The organism is Streptococcus sp. Marseille-Q6488 (assembly GCF_946902925.1).
Classification (GTDB): domain Bacteria; phylum Bacillota; class Bacilli; order Lactobacillales; family Streptococcaceae; genus Streptococcus.
The window spans coordinates 38884-57541 of record NZ_CAMPPZ010000013.1 but is presented as its reverse complement, the minus strand read 5'-3'; the positions used below and the strand labels follow the sequence as shown (position 1 = coordinate 57541).

Here is an 18658-nt window from a genome sequence, read left to right as displayed (position 1 = left end):
TGGCTCGTTAGCCTATCAAAACACATTGAAAGCTCAATATGCTTTGGTGGAATAACAAACCTCCCTGTTCGGGAAGCGTGGAATGGTTTAGCACGCTTCCACGAAAGGAGAGAGGATATTACTTAATTTCAAATGACAAAATCTTTGTAATCAGTCTGGTTTCCATTCTTCCACGTAAGACTTCATCAACGACCATACTTTGATTGCCATATTCATCTTTCATAAGTCGTAGGGAACGCTTCGTTATGTACCCTCTGTAATGATGTAGAATCTGGTTAATCGCTTCGGTATCGCCATCTGTTGCCTTTACAATGAGAGGAAAGGGAATCATAGGATATTGTGTTTTCATTCTTCAAATTCCTCCATAAACTTTTTAATTAAGGCTAGTCCACTGGTTCTATGCCGATAGACAGTAGAACGGTTCAATTTCAACAGGTCTGCAATTTCTGAATCGCTCATGTCCATAAAGTAAAACAGCAGTAGAATTTCACGTTTCTTGTCTGGCAACTCACGTAATGCTTCACTCAACAAATCATTTTCAACGCCTACTGATAACCCATTGAGTGTAAAAATCTGAAAGTCAGTTGAATAGTTATCTGTTGTCGCAAACTGGCTAACAAGATAATCGCCAACATCCGAAAAGGACACCTCACGCTTTGCAATCCTTGAAAGATAAAGCATATAATTCTTTCGCTCGTCTTCCATAGCACGTTTACAGATATAGTCAAACTGATTTTCTATTGTGGTCTGAAAAGAAGATGGTTTCATGTTTCTCACCCCCTTTCTGTCTAGGAAAGGAAGTGAGCCTTGCTCGTTTATCTCCTTTCACTCTTAGTCCCAATGTGAAAGGGGGATTTGTTGCATTACTGATAAATAAACTTTGTAAAAAAGTTCTGAATAGCCAAAAAAGCATATAAACAGATTTATTTCTCTGTTTACATGCTTCTGTTATTCTATCTATATGATTTATAAAACCACATTGGTGGACGTACTTATCTATTGCAGATAGACGACTTTTTTTGACAAGAACCCAATGTAAGGAAATTTATTGTATATGATGTACTTCATGGCGACGTTGACCTCCAACAAACCGCCATTTGGAAGTAATATACAATATTTTAACAGCGTAAATAGCACTACCATATAACGGTTTTTTTATTGGCGTTTAGTAGTGCTTTTTATTAAATATAAACCTATAAACCATATAACACGTTTTTCTATACCTGTTTTTAATTCAGTAGGAACAATAAAATGTATAGAGGTGGTCTACTATGCGTAAAAAAGAAGATAAATATGATTTTAGAGCCTTTGGTTTAGCCATTAAAGAAGCTCGATTGAAACGAGGTTTAACTCGTGAACAAGTGGGAGCATTGATTGAAATTGACCCACGGTACTTAACTAATATTGAAAATAAAGGGCAACACCCCAGCATACAAGTTCTTTATGACCTTGTATCGTTACTTCATGTTTCCGTTGATGAATTTTTCTTACCTGGGGTCCCGAGCGCTTAGTGGGAATTTGTATCGATAAGGGGTACAAATTCCCACTAAACCAATGTTTCAAGGCCTATTTATTTTTTATATTCAATTCTCTTAAGTGTTTAGGAATAGATAACAAGTCAAATTTATACTCTCCAAGAAAAGTGATATGCTCCCAATTAATAGGAGATACATGCTTCATATACTTAGTTACTTCGGGATCTATTTTGACGAGATAATTATAAGCTGCTTGTAAGTAGACGGCGTTCCATATACTTATTGCATTTATTAACACATTAAGCGCACTAGCACTTTGAAGTTGTCGGCGAATATCGCGCTCCATAAATTTTCCGCGTCGCCCAAAAAATAGTTCTCTAGCTAAAGCATTAATCGCTTCTGTCTTATTTAGTCCATGAGTGATCCTTCGCCGTAGCTCACTATCTGTAATATAATCTATCATAAAAATGCTCTTTTCAATGCGACCTAGTTCTCTCAGTGCAAGAGCTACTCTATTCTTACGTGCGTATGAGCCTAGCTTTCCTAATAGTAAAGAACTAGATACTTTTCCTGTTTGAATCGAATAGGCGATTCGTTTAATTTCATCATAGTTTTCTTCAATAATTTTTACATTGATTTTTCCGCTTATATCTTCTGATAAGTTAGGGTAGTAGGAAGGTGATTTGATAGAAAATAATTGTGATTTTTTTATATTTCTGATGCGAGGTTCAAAATCAAAGCCTAGTAATGCGGTCATTCCAAACACCTGATCAGAATACCCATTTGTATCAGTAAAATGTTCCTCAATATCTAGATCTGTTTCATGATAAAGTAGGCCATCAAGGGTATGAGTAGCTTCCCTTGTATTAGTTGAAGCAACCTCGATATGATGAGTCGTATGCCTATCATTTATTGATCGAATCATTGTAGCTCCTTTTTCCATACTTTTGTAATGTGGATTAACATCGGATTTTAGAGCTGAGACGCCCACTGGGACGCGCATTCCGTCTGAAGCAGTGGTTTTTCCTTCACCCCAAAAGTCTGCAACAGGAAGCTTTAACTGATAATTAACCAAAACAGATTGAGCACGAGTCAGAGCTTCTTTATAAAAGCGCCATTGTTTGGCATTGGCTAACTGAGAATAAGAAATTCCAGGAGTTGATTGGGCCATTTTTTCAAGACCAATATTCATCCCTAAACCCAGCAAAGCAGCAAAAATAATTTTTCTTTCTTGTTCACTCGGCGGTTTCCCTGTAGAATCATGACTAAATTCTTGTGAAAAGTTGGTCCAACTGTCCACCTCAATTAAAAGATCACTAAGCCTTATCTTAGGAATTATTGAATAAAGTTTTTTTCTATATATTTCTGCTTCGCTAGGTGTAACTTTTTCCAACTTTTTAAGGTTTGCTCTTGAAATTCTCTTATCAACTGTCGAATAAAATTGAAGCTGTAAATCTAAAATTATTTCCCGATCCTTTAAATAGTCCTCAAACGTGTCTGGAATAGTTTCTGAATCAATACAAGCAGATAAATCAACTAAGTAATCATCAATATTTCGATGGATCATACTTCCTTCAACTGAAATATCTCCTGATCGAATATTGTTCTTTAGCTCGGTGAAAGCTACTAACTCATAGTAAGACCGATCTATTTTCCCCTCTTCTGGCCGAACAAGGCTTTTCCATTTTTTACTCACAAAATCAGTAGAAGTATCTGCCGGTATTTTTCTTTTACCACTATTGTGTAAATCAGTTAGTTGAGTTAGGGCCATGAGGACTGGATTTGCTGCCGGAGTTGCTTTGAACGAAAGGGTCCTCAATAACATTGGCGTGTATCTTCGGAGGTAATTAGCTTTATTTCGAACCATTTCTAAATAGCCATGATTTTTATTACCTGTAATTTTTTTAGCTTCTTCTCCATCTTGTACTAAATCTTCCCAAGGCATGATTCGTTCAATTTCGTCAAAAGGATTACTATCATTATCTTTTGCAAAGTGAAGAGCATCAATTAAAGAAGCATAATGTTCCAATTTTTTAGTAGCCAATTTTCCTTTTTCTTTTAACTGTTCTTGTGAATCACGTGTCCCTTTGCGTTTAATACTTGCTAAAATGCGGTCATTAATCTCAATCAGTTGATCGATCAGATATTGATGATGATTGACTAAAAAAGCAATAAGTAAAGAGTATCTTTTTTCAAGCTCAAAACGGGAGAAGTCATATGCATCATAATTTTCCCCTAGTCTAGCTAGCTGAAGAAACCTGTTCCGATTAATATGGGAGACATTAATTGTCCCGAGTCCCATGGAAGCAATCACTTCCACTTTTTTACAAATACTCATAAAGCTTTCTGGATTTGCCTTACCTGGAATGTCTTTTAGCCAAGCGAGTTTAGTTATTTTCGTCTCTTCATAAATTTGAAACAAACTCTCTAGTTTTTCAATTTGTATATCTGTTAATGAACAGAGTAATATTGAAAATAAGTTGTTTTCTGCTTTATCTCGACAGCGGCTTATAATGTCTTCAAGTGTAGCTATAGATGGAAAAATAATTCTTTTTCGAGTTAAGAAATCAATTGTTTTTTTCATTAGATAGATAGAGTCATCATTTTCTAAAGCTAGTTCAATTAAATATTCTATTAACTGTTTTTGTGTATTAGCACTACCGAATCGATGATAGTTGAATACTTCTAAGATCTCGTTGAAGTGATTTGCACGTGTATTTCTATGATCATATGAATTTAAATCAATTGCATCAAGATGGAGCTGTCGACTCACATAAGAAGTTAGTCTGGTTGATTTAATCGGCCAATTACTTAAAGAACACCCAGGATACCGGGCCAAACAAAGTTGTATCGCAAATCCTAGTTTATTGACCTTTCCACGGTGTTGATTAATAACCTCCAGATCATAATCAGAAAAACTAAAATACGCTTTAAAATCCTCTTCTGATAAGTGGTCTACAGAAAGAAGTTGTTCACGCTGTGAAGTAGTTAAAATTCTTTTCATAGCCATATCTTAAGCATTCCTTTTATTGAGGTAACGGTAAAAGGTTGTTTTGCTTAATTTAGAGGCATCAAGAATTTGACGAATAGAATACTCTTTGCTGTCATACATTTTTAAAGCTAAATCAATTGATAGCTTACCTTTACTTGGACGGCCCCCTTTTTTTCCTCGGACTCTGGCTGCCTTAAGACCAGAGTTAGTTCGTTCAATAATAATATCCCGTTCCAGTTCTGCTAAACTAGCCATAACTCGGAAAAAGAATCTTCCCATAGACGTTGAAGTATCTACGTTATCTTGAATAGATATAAAATTGACACTAAGTTCTTCAAATAATTCAGAAAGTTCAATCAAATGTTTAGTTGATCGTGAAATTCGATCTAACTTGTAAATGACAACAGAATCTCCTTCACGTAGTAGGTTGATCATTTCTTCTAATTGCGGTCGGTCTTTTTTCGCACCAGTTACTTTTTCTTGAAATAATTTATCAATTCCATAATGAGTAAGTGCATCAATTTGTAAACTAAGATTTTGATCATCCGTACTCACTCGAGCATAGCCAAAAATCATAAAAAAACCTCCTTAATTTTATAATTTAAATGTACCATAACTCATTAAGTATAACTATATAGGAACTATGAAAAAGGAACGGATTTTGGTACTTGATTTACTTAAAAAACATTTAGAAAAAGCAGGAAAATGAAAAGGTACCATAAACGGTCGTTTATGGTACCATTCAAATTTATCCTTATTGTACAAAATAACAGCGAAATTTTTAAATCTATTCCTTATCGATACAAATTCCCCGTAGGCGCTAGGGACCTCTTTAGCTCCTTGGAAGCTGTCAGTAGTATACCTAATAATTTATCTACATTCCCTTTAGTAACGTGTAACTTTCCAAATTTACAAAAGCGACTCATAGAATTATTTCCTCCCGTTAAATAATAGATAACTATTAAAAATAGACAATACTTGCTCATAAGTAACGGTACTTAAATTGTTTACTTTGGCGTGTTTCATTGCTTGATGAAACTGATTTTTAGTAAACAGTTGACGATATTCTCGATTGACCCATTTTGAAACAAAGTACGTATATAGCTTCCAATATTTATCTGGAACATCTGTGGTATGGCGGGTAAGTTTTATTAAGACACTGTTTACTTTTGGTTTAGGATGAAAGCATTCCGCTGGCAGCTTAAGCAATTGCTGAATCGAGACTTGAGTGTGCAAGAGCAACCCTAGTGTTCGGTGAATATCCAAGGTACGCTTGTAGAATCCTTCTTCAACAATCAGATAGATGTCAGACGCATGGCTTTCAAAAACCACTTTTTTAATAATTTGTGTGCTTAAATGGTAAGGAATATTCCCAACAATTTTATACCTCTGTTTGTTAGGGAATTGAAACTGTAGAATATCTTGGTGAATTAAAGTGACACGAATGTTCAGTTTTAATTTTTCTGACGATAAGTTGAATAGATGACTGTCTAATTCAATAGACGTTACCTGTTTACTTATTTTAGCCAGTTTCGTCGTTAAATGCCCTTTACCTGTTCCAATTTCGTAAACGGTATCGGTTTCTTTTAAATTCAATTGTTTTATTATTTGGTTGAGTACTTTTTCACTCGTTAAAAAGTTTTGAGAATATTTTATATTTTTGTTCATGTAATCACTCCTGAAGTGATTACATCTATAAATAAATACAGAAGTTAAACGATTTGTTTGTAATTTTAGTTATCTGTTTAAAAAGTCATAAGATTAGTCACTGGTAGGAATTAATCTAACGTATTTATTTATCTGCGTAATCACTGTTTTTAGTCTGTTTCAAAACAGTAGATGTTTTATCTACATTACGCATTTGGAATACCAACATGACGAATCCCTCCTTCTTAATTACAAATTTTTAGCATCTAATTTAACTTCAATTCCTATTATACAAAATTTTAAGATAATGCACAATCAACACACTCTTAAGTTTGCTTCTAAGTCTTATTTCCATAACTTTAGGGTTAACCATACGCAAGACCAATCACTCTCGGACAATACTCATGATTTTAATGATAAAATCCATGTTAAACCCATAGATAAGAAATACACCTGCAATAACCGTTACCTGTTTGTGCCAATTTAAAAATGCACCACTTTTTTATAATTAAAACGGTTGAAAACTGTACCACTAATAACTCACAATAGAGAGATGTCACCGTCAAGTTAAATGTACAAAATAACAGCGAAATTTTTAAATCTATTTCTTATCGATACAAATTCCTCGTAGGCGCTCGGGACCCCTACCTGCTAATAACTTGGTAAAAAGCACCCGACGATTACAGATAGAGAAATACATGGATAGCTTTACAGACAAAGAACTATCCTTAATGGAATCTTTAGCCAGCGGTATCAACGAAGCAAGAAACATCGAAGACTAATTAAAAGAATCCATACATAACGGAAAGAGCCGATAAAATGAGATTGTATTAATCTCATTTTATCGGCTCTGCGTCTTTGCGTCTGGCTCTGTAATCACAGTTACTTTGAACTGCTTTATTTCAATTAAATTTTCTTGTCTGCATTTCGGACAATAGAGGGGGAATTTTTTTAATTCAGTATCTTCCCTTATCTTTAATCGTGTTTTATTTCCACATACAGGACACAATATCCACTTGTAGTTTATAATAACTATCTCCTCCTTTACACTTTAATTCAAATCTTTATTAAAAAATATTTCATCTTATTTAACAAGAAACCATATTTATATAACAACATAAAATACACTAAGTTATTTTATTGAACATATATCGTACTTTATCTATCCGACTATTTGGACGACGGGGCTGGCAAACAGGTTCACCGGTAGTAACATGGTACCCTTTTAACTCTGTTAAACAAACACTACGTCCATTTGTAAAGAAAGTTAAATCACTACGATATTCTTGAATACACCGAGCAGGGATTTCTCCACTAAGAATGACCTCATTATTTTTCAATTGAGTGTCTACGATGTTCGCACAATATTTAGGAGCATCGTTGTATGCTCGTGAAAGATATTCCTGTGGCGCATAAATTTTAAAACTAAGATATGGCTCTAACAATTCTGTTCCAGCTTTTTTTAAGACTTGTTCCAATACAATAGGAGCAAGCATCCGAAAATCTGCTGGAGTACTAACAGGGCTATAGTATAAACCGTACTTAAAACAGATTTTACAATCCGTCACATTCCAACCATATAATCCTTGTTCGCAACCATAGCGTATCCCTTCCATAACTGCATTTTGAAATGATTGATTTAAGTATCCAAGAGAAACCGAGCTCTCATACTGCATTCCACTTCCCAACGGAAGCGGTGATACAGATAAACCAATGGAAGCCCAGAAAGGATTTGGCGGCACTTCGATGTGAATGGTATATTCTGCATTTTTTAACGGTCTCTCCATATAAATGACTGTAGGCTCTTTTAGTTCTATCTCCACATGATACTTTTCTTGCAACAGTGCACTAATCACTTCCATTTGTACTTTCCCTAAGAAAGAAAGTATAATTTCATGTGTCGTAGAATCCACGTAATATCGTAGAAGCGGATCACTATCTGAGATTTCCAAAAGGGCATCAAGCAACATTTCTCTCTGTTCAGGTTTACTCGGTTCAACAGTTGTTTGTAGTAGAGGGTGCGGATTTTCAATCTTTTTTCTCTGTGGCAATAGTTTTGTATCTCCAAGAACACTATTTAACTTCAAAAACTCATTCTGCAAAATAACAATTTCCCCGGAATAAGCCTTATCAATTTTACATAATTCACCATTTATTGAAGTATACATTTCTGTAATTTTTATTTTTTCCTTTTCCGATATTCTAACCGAATCTCGCAAATGCAGTACGCCACTATAAAGACGTATATATGCAAGACGCTGTCTTTTTTCCGAATACTCAATTTTGAAAACTTTTCCGCAAAGTTCAGACTGACCTCGATGTGTTGATGAATAAAATTTATTCGTAATCACTTCTATAAGGTTATCAATCCCTATATTGTTTTTTGCACTTCCGTGATAAACAGGGAACAGAGAACAATTCTGAAATCTTATGCTTTCCTCTTGTTCGAGTTCCAATGCTTCTAATGATTTACCGGACATATATTTCTCTAAAAGGTCATCGTTTCCCTCTATTACCGTATCCCATTGTTCAGATTCGGTAAAGTTCGTCACACACATATTAGGATACAGTTCTACCTTCTGTTTGATTACAATTTCGGCAGAAAGTTTCTCTTTAATATCCTGATAAACCGTTGATAAATCAATTCCATTTTGGTCAATCTTATTGATAAAAAAGATTGTGGGAATCCCCATTTTCCTAAGTGCATGAAATAATATACGAGTTTGTGCTTGTACGCCATCTTTTGCAGAAATCAGTAGAATTGCCCCATCTAAAACTGATAATGAACGATATACTTCTGCTAAGAAATCCATATGTCCTGGCGTGTCTATGATGTTCACCTTCGTATTTTCCCACTGAAAAGAGGTTATTCCTGTCTGAATTGTAATTCCTCTCTGACGTTCTAAAAGCGTATTATCCGTCCTCGTTGTACCTTTGTCCACGCTTCCTAATTCTGTAATCGCTCCACTGTTATATAATAAGCTTTCTGTTAAGGTAGTTTTTCCTGCATCAACATGAGCTAAAACTCCAATATTAATAATTTTCATGTGATTTTCCTCCATTCAAAAACCCAAAAGGGCATAAAAATCCCAGTGATAAATACTTTTATCACTGGGATTTTTATGCATAACCATAGGCATACAAAGCATACAGATATTCTCCGGATACTTTAGAATCACATGATAAAGGTATTCTTAAACTGGGTACAAAAAACTAAGCCCTCCTAAAAAAGGACATCCAATTATTTGTTCCCACTATCAAATTGACAGTTTATTTAAGAATACCTTGCCGCATATTTATTAACTCCTTTTAAATAGATACTTAAATAATAGCACGTAAGAGCATATTTGTCAAGGAATCTCCAATTTTTTATCAAAGAGAGTACGTGATTACAAAATAGCTGTAATAATGTACCAATATTTGTTATTCTATAATCTTCCAATTACTCCCGTTCTTTTCAAGTACCAAATCAAATTGAGATACCTGCGTTGCTTTGGTCTGCTGGTCGATATACTCCACTGTCAGCGATACCGTGACTTGATTATCCTTACGATTGTGAATAGGATTTACCAGTTCTTGAAAGATGTACTCTTTTCCGATTGGTTTTAATATCCCGTCATTCACATAGTAGGAAAGTTCACTGGCTGTCGCTGTAGGATAGAGCTTGAAGAACGTCGTTAAAAACTCATTGATTTCATTGGTTGTAATGGAATCAACCGTCCCCTCACTTTCAATGGCTTTTGGTTTATAACTTGATTTCTTAGGTATGTTGGTAATGGTCGGATTCTTAACCAGTACCATATTTCCAGAACCATCTACATAGACACTCACTATATAAGCAGAGTGGACGGTCTTTGTATTTTCTCCCTCTGTAATGAGCTGGTCTACACTGTAGGTTACATTAAACTCATTGTCGCCAGTTGGCTCTACCGTCCATATCTGAAATCCTCTTACAGAAGACGATACAGGAATATCTTTGCGTACTGTATCAACATTGAGAGCTTGAAGTTCATCTGTCAGATAGCCTTTTAGACTTTCCATTCGATTATCAATGGACTTATCGGATTGCTCCCATGAATAGTAGACTTTCGCAAAGTTCTCTACAAAATTTTCTACATGATGAGTATCAACGTATTCCTTTTCTATGATAGTTGTTTCGTGAATAGTATGAGTATCTATAGCTGTAAAGTGCTTGAATATCGCAAAGCTGAAACTAAGCCCTAAAAGTACCCACAAGGCAATCACAACCTTTTTATGAGGATTGACCTTATAGTAGACACGAGGTTTCTTTTCCTTTGGTATCTGTTTTTCTTTATTCTGATTTTTTCTAAATTTCATCATTAAATCTTCCTTTCTCATTGTTTGATTCGTCCTGCTCCCACTAAATGCTGTTGCCAGTAGGGGCTTGTTAAGTCGGCATAACCGATTGGGTCGCCTGCATGAAACATACGGTTATTGCCAAGGTATATCCCAACATGAGTAATATAAGAGCCAGCGTTATAGGTAGAATGAAAGAAAACCAAATCGCCAGCTTGTGCTTCCGATAGTGGGATATGCTGGGTCACATCATATTGCTGTTGTGCGGTTCGTGGTAAGTTAATTCCAGCTTTTCCATACGTCCATTGTGTCAGTCCGCTACAATCAAAAGAAGTAGTCGGGGAAGCTCCACCGTAAACGTATCGCCAGCCCTCATATTTCAGTGCTTCGTCCATGATGGCTTGTACCGTATCATCATCAAACTCTGTTGTGACAAGATACTGCGTTACCAGTTGCACATAAAACATATTGCCATAGTTGTATCGCCAGCCCCCATTGATAGGTATGGCTATGGGATTGGGGTAAGACACTTTTTCGCCACCTGAATACTCTTTTGAGAAACTTTGAGCCAGTTCAAAGGTATATTTATTTCCACGATTAGCCACATACCCTAAGAAACCACCACCATAATTGTAGGACTGGATAACCGATTCTAAATCTACACTGAGCCTTTCGCTACTGGCTAATAATTCACTGAAATACTTCACACCTTGCTTAATGGATTCTTCTGTACTCAATGAATTAGGTGGAAGACCGAGGGATTCCGAGGACTGCATAACATCTTCCGCAGTACCGCCCGATTCCACCTGTATAATCGCAAGAAGTATGTTGACATATTCTTCAACGCCATATTCTTTGGCATATTTTTCTACCATAGGCTTATGAGCCAGCACTTCTGCGGAAACATTCACACCTCCATAATGAATATTGGAAATTCCGCTGTCCTGTTCATCTGAAAATAAAATGGCAACAAACAGAAGCAGTGAGAAGACCATCAAGAATAATCCAGAACCACCAATCACTAAAGTTTTCAACTTCATGGTTTCTTACCGACTTTCTTAATGGTGGCGGTTTTGATTGGTGGTCTACTTCTTGTATTTTGTAGTGGTACTCTTTGAACAGTAGACGGACGTTCTTTTGTGATTGGACGTTGTGAAGTTCTATCTGCTGTAGTGGTTGAAGTTGCTGGCTTTTGAACGATTTTTTCTTGAACGGTATTGCCTTGGCGTTCCACTTTTGGACTTGAAAAATCGGACTTAACTGCTGGACGCTCTTGTTTGGCTTGTTGAGATTCCTTATATGAAGTCTGAATATTAGACTGTTTTGAGGTCTGTTCATCATGATATTGTTCTTGTCTTGTAGTCGGTCTTTCATGAACAGAAGAAGCAGGCTGTTTTTTCTGTTTGACCTGTTCCATTTCAGAGCGACGCTTCGCAATGGTTTTTCGCCTTTGTTCCTGCTGTTCCTTGCGTCCACTGGCTCTGTCCGCTTTGGTTTGAGAAATACTACTGGTTAAATCACGGACATTCTCTTTTACTTTGGATTTTCCTTGATATACTGCATATCTTGCATTGGTCGGCAAATCTTTAACCTGTTCTTTCAAACCACTAGCAGTGTCTACCATTCTGTCTTTGGTATCAGCTACTGTACCGATGGTTTGACCGATACGTTTTCCAAGTGTTGATTTTTCCTTTCCGTCTGGTCGGGAGTGATCTGCTTGTGTCCTTGCAGAACTCCCCGAACCCGACTGTCCTTTTTTACCTGTAACAATGGCAGACCCAGCCCCTAGAGTAGTCATGGAACGTCCAAGTTTCCGCTGTAGACGGTGCATGTGAGCGTGCATAAGCATACGAGGTTTTCTCATCACACGACTTCCCACACTTTGAGAATCGTTACTCTGTAGAGAAAACATACTCATTAAATCGCCCAGCTTGAAGTAGATTCCTGCAAAGGTCACAATCTGTAGAAAAGCAATCAAAAAGAACGGATAACCAGCCGATAAGGTATAGAGCATGGTTGAAATACTAAATGCTGTCGTAATAATCAATGTGATTCCAGCTCGTGTCAAAATGGTATTAAAGAGCTTTGTTATGGCTCGTTTTGACATACCATCAAATGATGGAATCATGCTTAAAATAAAGCTCACAGGCAGAAACATAGCATAGATGATAAAAAGTACCTGCGAGAAAATCATGATTCCTGTTAATAGGAATACAAATATGGAAATCCCAATATTGAAGACAAATAGGAAGAAGACTGTACCTAAACGGTTAATGGTCTTTGTAATGGTTAGATTGGTATTGCTTCTGTCTTCAATTTCTTCCGCAACAATTTTTTCTCTGTCTTCGCCATTGTTGGAATCTGGGCTGGTGGAGAGCAGGCTTTCCACACGGTCAATACCGATACTTTCAATGTCTGAACTGTTGTATTGAAGCAGTAGCCACGGTTGCTGAACCTGTATGGAAAACAGGCTATCTCTGATTAAGTCCACGCTGTCCTTGCCTTGACTATCGGAATGGGGCATGACAATCTTCGTGCCAAGTGATAAACTGGCATTACTGATGTCTGATGAAAAGTCATTGATTTTTTTAATGTAGTCGGGAGCGTAGGCAATAAAGGAAGCCGATAGGATAAACACCAGCACAAAATTCATAATGGCATGAATTGCCTTTGTGGTTTCTCTCTTTATCAGTCCCGTATAGGCAACATAAACCCCAAGAACCAAAATCAAGAGTAAGAGGAATCCAACATAGAAACCCTCTGTTGAAAATCCGTTTGCACTCACACCAGCTAAGGTCTGCATATTCTTACCAATGGAATCTGCTGTAGCGGAAATGAAGTCTAAGGAATAGGCTTCCTGTACTAAGTAACCTGTCGCATTGGAAACATACAAACTGATTGTCCAAATAAAATTGGTAATGGCATATAGTCCATACATGACCTGTTTTCCAATCCCGTCCGACCAGTTCCACGGAAGCCAGCCCCAGCTATTATCCACATAAAAATCCAGTTGATAGTTTTCAAGTGGGTATCGGCTGTATTCATTTGCCACATTGACCGTATCATCTACCAAGCCCGCAGCTTGAACCACCGTTCCCAGCATGGCTAAAAGAAAAATGGCAATCACAAGTGTGAAAGCCACTGTCATTGCCACTTTACCTAGACGTTTCAGCGTCCAGTTTGATTTTATTCTGTTTACTATTGATGGTTTCACATTTACACCTCTTTTCGCACAGGTGGTCTGGTATCAAAGGCATGGAGCAGTTCTTCAAATACAGGGTGGAACTGTATCACACCGACACGACCATATAAATCACTGATAAGGCATTGCCCGTTTTCCAAATCACGCAATCGCTTCTGATTGTTTTCGTCCTCTGGGTCTACACCAAAAAAGGCTAAGGTCTTTTTAATCTCGTTAAGGTCAGTGGAACGAAATGCAAATTTTAAGCCGAGGTTATTTTTCAGTTTTTCATCTAAGAGGTCGTCTGTATTTTGGGTCACGAAATATACCCCAGCGTTCATAGCACGACCAGCCCGAACCAGCTTCATAGATAGTGTTTTTCCTTGTGCTACCTGTAAAAAGCTCCATGCTTCGTCTAAATCTACAATCTTGAAAATGCTTCGGTCTGTATGGATAAAGTCTAAAGCAAAGGTACTAATGACAATCAGCATAGCAACGGATAAAAGCTCCATAGTGGTATATTCCTCAAAGGAAGTTTCCTTGTCGGGAAGTACCAAGTCCGCAACCTGTATAATGTTCAGTTGTTTTTCTAAGCTGATAGACTGCTCCACATAACCATTACTGAATAATAAATGTGCAAAGTCATAGTCTGTAAAACTTTCGATATGGTCGGCTATACTGGTACTTAGTGGCGTATTCTCAACCCGTAATTCCTCAATCACTTTCATCAACCCTCGTACTTCACTATTGGTTACTGCACGAATGGCTTTTCTAAGGATTGGGAAGCGTTCCCCATCACGAGAGGAAATCCCCGTAAGGAATGTCAGAATATCAATAGCCAGTGATTCAGAATCTTTGGGATTTTTCATAATCACATAAGGGTCAAGTAAGCCTTTGTTTTTCTCATCAGAAGTCAGAGTGACGATATTGATTTCATGGGAAATCTCTGGCAAGGTTTCTTTCCATCTGCCACGTTCTGCTTTTGGGTCTACAATCACTGCTTGTGCCCCATAAAGCACCGCATAATAGACGATAAGGTTATTCGCAAAGGATTTACCACCCCCCAGCGAACCAACAAAAGCCGACGCTAACGCATTGGTTACTGAACCCTTAACCCCTTGACTGGCAAGAGCAGGTTTCAGATAGACATTGCGTCCAGTATCTAAGCTGTAGCCAACATAAATCCCCTCATTTTCCCCCAGCATTTGAGTAGCACCAAAACCTAAACCAGCGAGGAAATCAGAGGTCACGTATTGAATATAATCATTCATATAACGCTTGCTGGCAGGTAAAAATTCTTCATGTAAGCCGAGCATATCCCCAAATGGTCGTACCAGTTTTACGCTTAAATCGTCATAAAAATCTTTCACTTCATTACAACGACGTTTGAGTTCGTCAAGATCATTTGCTGATACCCTTACCACATAAGACAGCTTGTACATAGATTCCTTGCTTTGGTCTAAATTGGTTTCCAGCTCATTCACACTTTCCAGAGCTTCCGCCACATTGGAGCTGGTTTCATTATCACTTTGCCAAGCGTGGTTATCCAAGTCTTTCAGTTCTTTCTTTTTATTGCGGACAGTAGATAGGGCTTTACGATTCGCTACAATTTCCACATTCATTGACGTATCAATCGGGAATGTAAATTGCTGTTGCTGGTAGTAGAAGATTTCAGAGGACGGGAAGTCCAGTTCTCCGACAATGCTGTTAATGGTAAAGTAAGCTACATAGACGGTTTCATCTTCCTGCTGGATTTTCAAATATCGCTGTTTTTCTTCCACCAAACAGCGAGTAGGCTTAATCAAGTCATAGTATTTAATCAGCGTTTCATTATCCAGCTTTTTCTTTGATAGATGGTACTCATACTCTTTATAGGCAGTGCCTGTCTGTCCGTAAAGGTGTTCAATCAGATAGCCGAAGTCGTCCTTATCTAACCTGCGGATTTTGAAACGACGAGAGATTTTATTTTCTAAGAGCTTTTCCATCTTCTGAAAACGCAGGATTTCATCATTACTCATACTAACAAAATCGCCCATCAGCTTATGGTTCACATCATAGACAAAATCAGACAAAGCATTTTTTGCTTCAACGGTAAGACTTTTCATAGAAAACTCCTGATCGTTGAGAAGCAACTTAAAGCCGATAAAGAAACGGTAGTTCACTTGATTTTCGCCAATCATGGATATTAAAGCGTCTGTCTGTTGGTCGATTTTGTCATAGGCAACCGCTTTGAGCTTGCCAGTGACTTCATTTTTGGAACGCTCTTGTGCAGAACGTATGCTGGATTCTGTACTGATTTGTAAAGCATGAATTTTGCCATCACGATTTTGTGCGATAAGCTGTCTGAAAGAATCATGCACTTGTATTTTCTGTTCTGGACTTAGAAATGAGTAATTGTAAGGAACAAGCTCATAGTAAGCATAACATTCCCCGTCTTTATTCCAGACGAGATTGTTTTCAATGTATTTAATTGGATATGCCATAAAATTCACTCCTAACTGCTGTAATGGCTTCTTGTGGCTGGTTTCTGCCAAGCGTTACTTTTTTTCCTGCATAGGTCAGCTTTGGTCGCAGTGCATAAGCAATGACAGACTTCAAAAATCCATAAGGCTTTTTACCATCAAAAGTTTTTGTAGACATAAACCATGTGAAAGCCACAGGAATCCCAAAGTATTTGAGAAATGCTCCCTCTATCATGGAAAGAGGGGGCAAGTTGCCAAGTATCATCACTGCAAAGAGTGACACGACAAACCATGTCATTTGCGTAAAGGTTATGGGAAACGGAAGTCTAAAATCATTGATAGAATACAGTACCTTTTCCACAGACCAGATACTGGTATAGCTTCGTATTTTCTTCATGTAATCAATCCTTTCATAAAAAATAGGGGTAGCTGATTGAGCCACCCCGTAAAATAGAAAATCTGCCAGTAGTAATGTACCGACAGATTTAATAGACGATTTCAAAAATCCCATGATTGGTTGAGATAAACGTTCCTGAAAGGTCTAAATCCCGACCATAGGCTTGATAATCAATATAGTTTTGAAGACTAGCTGGTACTTCGCCTAAAGCACCCGTTTCTTCAATGTAGTAGCGTGCCACGTCATACATATCATCACAATCGGAATGAATGATAATATCCTCTTGATGTTCGCTTAGTTCTTCAATGCTTGAAAAATGAGTGAGCAGAGCAGATAGCTCCGATTGTAATTCTTCGGGTAATTCCGATACCATTTCCCATAGTCGATTGAGTTCGCCAATGGAAGTGTATTCGTCAACCGTAAAGGGTAACTCGTAGTCATGAATGGCGTATTCCTCATATTCATCATTCAAGCCGATTTTCTCTTTGACTTCCTCAAAGTCAATGGGAAAGGTAAACCACGCACCGACCAATTCGCCCTCATTGTATTTGCCTAAATTCGCAATATAGACTTGCATATCGTCCATATATTCACGTCCTTTCTTTGTAGAGATTCAAAAATCCCTACCGCACTTCGTTTGGTGTACCATTCCTTTGCGGAACATAAGAAAACCACTTATATTCCACAAAAGAACGGTTTTATTTAAGCACCAATAATGCGATTGAATAGCTCTAGTAAAATGTCTTTTACTCCAGCAGCGTTGAAGACTAAGCCAACCGCAATAATCGCAATAATTAAAAAGCCAATCAGTTTGCTAAACTCACGCTTGAAGCCAAGATACAAGCCAATCACAACGATTGCTAAAAGCACCAGTGATTGAGCGTTTGATAGAAACCAGTTATAAAGGTTTTGTCCAAAATTCATAAAAATGTTCTCCTCTCTATATTCAATGAATTTGTATTTGAGTTATTTTTTTGTTGTTATCACGTCCTGTTCTTTTACTGACTGTTGCTTCAAAATCTGCTTGTGTCGGTCTGTCAGTTTCGCATGGTCGAGAATGTCTTTTACAACCTGCGTCTGGTTGATTTCATCAAGTTTAATCGCAACCTTTAAGGTCGGGGCAACTTGATGAGATAGCCAGTTCAGCGTCCTTTGGAAGGAGTAAGGCTCTGGTTTTGTGGTTAGTTTTAATCGTTCACGATTGTTCCCAATAAACCAAGCCCATTCTTCATTCAGTTTCCAATCAGAACGAGGTTTGGAATCGTCTTTATCTACAAAACGGATATACCGATTGATAATTTTAAAGGCGGTATGCTCTGGATTGTCATAGACGAGTAAATCACGGACTGCATAATAGGCACGCTCATTTTTCAATCGAATCTCAAAACGGTTTTTTACTTCTGCGTCTTCAATGGGAATATCATTTTTCTTGTACTGCTCGTAGTCCTTTTCATAGATACAGAAATAAACTTCACTTTGTAATGAACCGATATAGAGGGTGTTTCCCATACATTCCTTTTCCTCTTTGCGTACCAGTTCGCCACTGCGATAGCTTTTAAAACTGCGGAAGACGGAGATACATTCTTCCTGTTGGCACTTTTCAGTGAGTACAGGGATATTCAAAATCCCTGTCTTATCGTTAATGGCAAGGTCAAGGCGTTTCATCACACCGCCAGCCACCAAAACGTCCATAAAGAACTCATACCAGCTTCTTTGTTGTGCCAGAAGATAGCTTTCAAATTGTCTGCACCCACGACCTTTCAATTCCACCAGAACTCCTTTGTCCAGTTCATGGGAGCAAAGGACGAATATGTCGCCTAAAGCATAATGCTCTGAATAAGAATAGAAACCATAGTCCTCATGAAGAAAATAGGACAGTTTCAGTTGTAAGATGTTTTCGACCACCTGCTGTACGTCTGTTGTCGGAAAGCGAATCCTTACATAATCAAACAGCATTTCAAGGGGAGCGTCGGGATTGAAGCGTTCCAGAGCTTCCCAAAGGGACTGCTGTAAATCCTCTGATGGCTTGACTTTTCCTGTTTCAATATCGCTTAGATACTGCCTTGTAATACCAGTCGCAACAGCTAAACGGTTTTGAGATAGTCCATAAGCCAAGCGTTTTTCTTTTAAATGCTGTAACCAAGTTTGTTCATTCAGTAAAAATCCCTCCAATCAAAAAGGCGTATG

Annotated in this window: 16 protein-coding genes and 4 pseudogenes; 2 read left to right on the top strand and 18 right to left on the bottom strand. The window is 37.6% G+C overall.

Translation table 11 applies throughout. The annotated features are described in order from the left end of the window. Positions 1-118: 118 nt before the first annotated feature. The gene (locus tag OVN23_RS07120; RefSeq protein ID WP_000857133.1) at positions 119-349 is read right to left on the bottom strand and encodes a helix-turn-helix domain-containing protein; all 231 of its coding nucleotides are present in this window, start codon (positions 347-349) and stop codon (positions 119-121) included. Then, positions 346-768 (bottom strand): sigma-70 family RNA polymerase sigma factor, encoded by a 423-nt coding sequence (locus OVN23_RS07115; protein ID WP_000804885.1) that lies wholly within the window; start codon positions 766-768, stop codon positions 346-348. The genes OVN23_RS07120 and OVN23_RS07115 overlap by 4 nt, the downstream gene beginning before the upstream one ends. 503 nt (positions 769-1271) lie before the next feature. On the opposite strand from OVN23_RS07115, the pseudogene OVN23_RS07110 reads away from it, so the two are divergent. Beyond that, a pseudogene (locus OVN23_RS07110) lies at positions 1272-1493 on the top strand (helix-turn-helix domain-containing protein); the annotation flags it as partial. 73 nt (positions 1494-1566) lie between these two features. On the opposite strand, the gene OVN23_RS07105 reads toward OVN23_RS07110, so the two are convergent. The 5 genes and pseudogenes from OVN23_RS07105 to OVN23_RS10335 form a co-directional block, all read right to left on the bottom strand. Beyond that, the gene (locus OVN23_RS07105; protein ID WP_001240982.1) at positions 1567-4485 is read right to left on the bottom strand and encodes a Tn3 family transposase; all 2919 of its coding nucleotides are present in this window, start codon (positions 4483-4485) and stop codon (positions 1567-1569) included. Between the two features lie 3 nt (positions 4486-4488). After that, complete coding sequence (locus OVN23_RS07100) at positions 4489-5043, bottom strand: recombinase family protein (protein ID WP_000576156.1); 555 nt, start codon at positions 5041-5043, stop codon at positions 4489-4491. 354 nt (positions 5044-5397) lie between these two features. Continuing rightward, complete coding sequence (gene erm(B), locus OVN23_RS07095) at positions 5398-6135, bottom strand: 23S rRNA (adenine(2058)-N(6))-methyltransferase Erm(B) (RefSeq protein WP_001038790.1); 738 nt, start codon at positions 6133-6135, stop codon at positions 5398-5400. A 124-nt stretch (positions 6136-6259) separates the two neighbouring features. Continuing rightward, on the bottom strand, positions 6260-6343 hold the full coding sequence (locus OVN23_RS07090; protein WP_001814874.1) for a 23S rRNA methyltransferase attenuation leader peptide: 84 nt from the start codon (positions 6341-6343) through the stop codon (positions 6260-6262). 48 nt (positions 6344-6391) lie between these two features. Beyond that, a pseudogene (locus tag OVN23_RS10335) lies at positions 6392-6475 on the bottom strand (MLS leader peptide); the annotation flags it as partial. A gap of 283 nt (positions 6476-6758) precedes the next feature. On the opposite strand from OVN23_RS10335, the pseudogene OVN23_RS07085 reads away from it, so the two are divergent. Continuing rightward, positions 6759-6896 (top strand): annotated as a pseudogene (locus OVN23_RS07085) (XRE family transcriptional regulator); the annotation flags it as partial. Positions 6897-6955: 59 nt separating this feature from the next. On the opposite strand, the gene OVN23_RS07080 reads toward OVN23_RS07085, so the two are convergent. From OVN23_RS07080 to mobT, 11 genes and pseudogenes are all read right to left on the bottom strand, one after another. Further along, positions 6956-7123 carry a cysteine-rich KTR domain-containing protein gene (locus OVN23_RS07080; RefSeq protein WP_000336323.1) on the bottom strand — a complete coding sequence of 56 codons (168 nt, stop codon included), beginning with the start codon at positions 7121-7123 and terminating at the stop codon, positions 6956-6958. A gap of 118 nt (positions 7124-7241) precedes the next feature. Continuing rightward, a complete protein-coding gene (gene tet(M) / locus OVN23_RS07075; protein WP_002843300.1) occupies positions 7242-9161 on the bottom strand; it encodes a tetracycline resistance ribosomal protection protein Tet(M) in 1920 nt (639 codons plus the stop codon). Positions 9162-9176: 15 nt separating this feature from the next. Then, positions 9177-9224: pseudogene (locus OVN23_RS10410) on the bottom strand (hypothetical protein); the annotation flags it as partial. Between the two features lie 313 nt (positions 9225-9537). Continuing rightward, the gene (locus tag OVN23_RS07065) at positions 9538-10473 is read right to left on the bottom strand and encodes a conjugal transfer protein (RefSeq protein ID WP_001224320.1); all 936 of its coding nucleotides are present in this window, start codon (positions 10471-10473) and stop codon (positions 9538-9540) included. Next, complete coding sequence (locus OVN23_RS07060; protein ID WP_000769868.1) at positions 10470-11471, bottom strand: lysozyme family protein; 1002 nt, start codon at positions 11469-11471, stop codon at positions 10470-10472. The genes OVN23_RS07065 and OVN23_RS07060 overlap by 4 nt, the downstream gene beginning before the upstream one ends. Next, positions 11468-13645, bottom strand: a complete 2178-nt coding sequence (locus tag OVN23_RS07055; protein WP_050199214.1) for a CD3337/EF1877 family mobilome membrane protein — start codon at positions 13643-13645, stop codon at positions 11468-11470. Before OVN23_RS07055 ends, OVN23_RS07060 begins: the two co-directional genes overlap by 4 nt. Before the next feature lie 2 nt (positions 13646-13647). Then, entirely contained in the window at positions 13648-16095 is a 2448-nt protein-coding gene (locus OVN23_RS07050) for an ATP-binding protein (RefSeq protein ID WP_267240880.1), read from the bottom strand. Further along, positions 16079-16471: a conjugal transfer protein gene (locus OVN23_RS07045; protein WP_000723888.1), complete on the bottom strand. Its 393-nt coding sequence runs from the start codon at positions 16469-16471 to the stop codon at positions 16079-16081. Before OVN23_RS07045 ends, OVN23_RS07050 begins: the two co-directional genes overlap by 17 nt. A gap of 88 nt (positions 16472-16559) precedes the next feature. Continuing rightward, on the bottom strand, positions 16560-17057 hold the full coding sequence (locus OVN23_RS07040) for an antirestriction protein ArdA (protein WP_000342539.1): 498 nt from the start codon (positions 17055-17057) through the stop codon (positions 16560-16562). Between the two features lie 116 nt (positions 17058-17173). After that, positions 17174-17395, bottom strand: a complete 222-nt coding sequence (locus OVN23_RS07035; RefSeq protein WP_001009056.1) for a hypothetical protein — start codon at positions 17393-17395, stop codon at positions 17174-17176. 42 nt (positions 17396-17437) lie between these two features. Next, positions 17438-18643: a MobT family relaxase gene (gene mobT / locus OVN23_RS07030; RefSeq protein WP_000398284.1), complete on the bottom strand. Its 1206-nt coding sequence runs from the start codon at positions 18641-18643 to the stop codon at positions 17438-17440. Positions 18644-18658 lie beyond the last annotated feature (15 nt).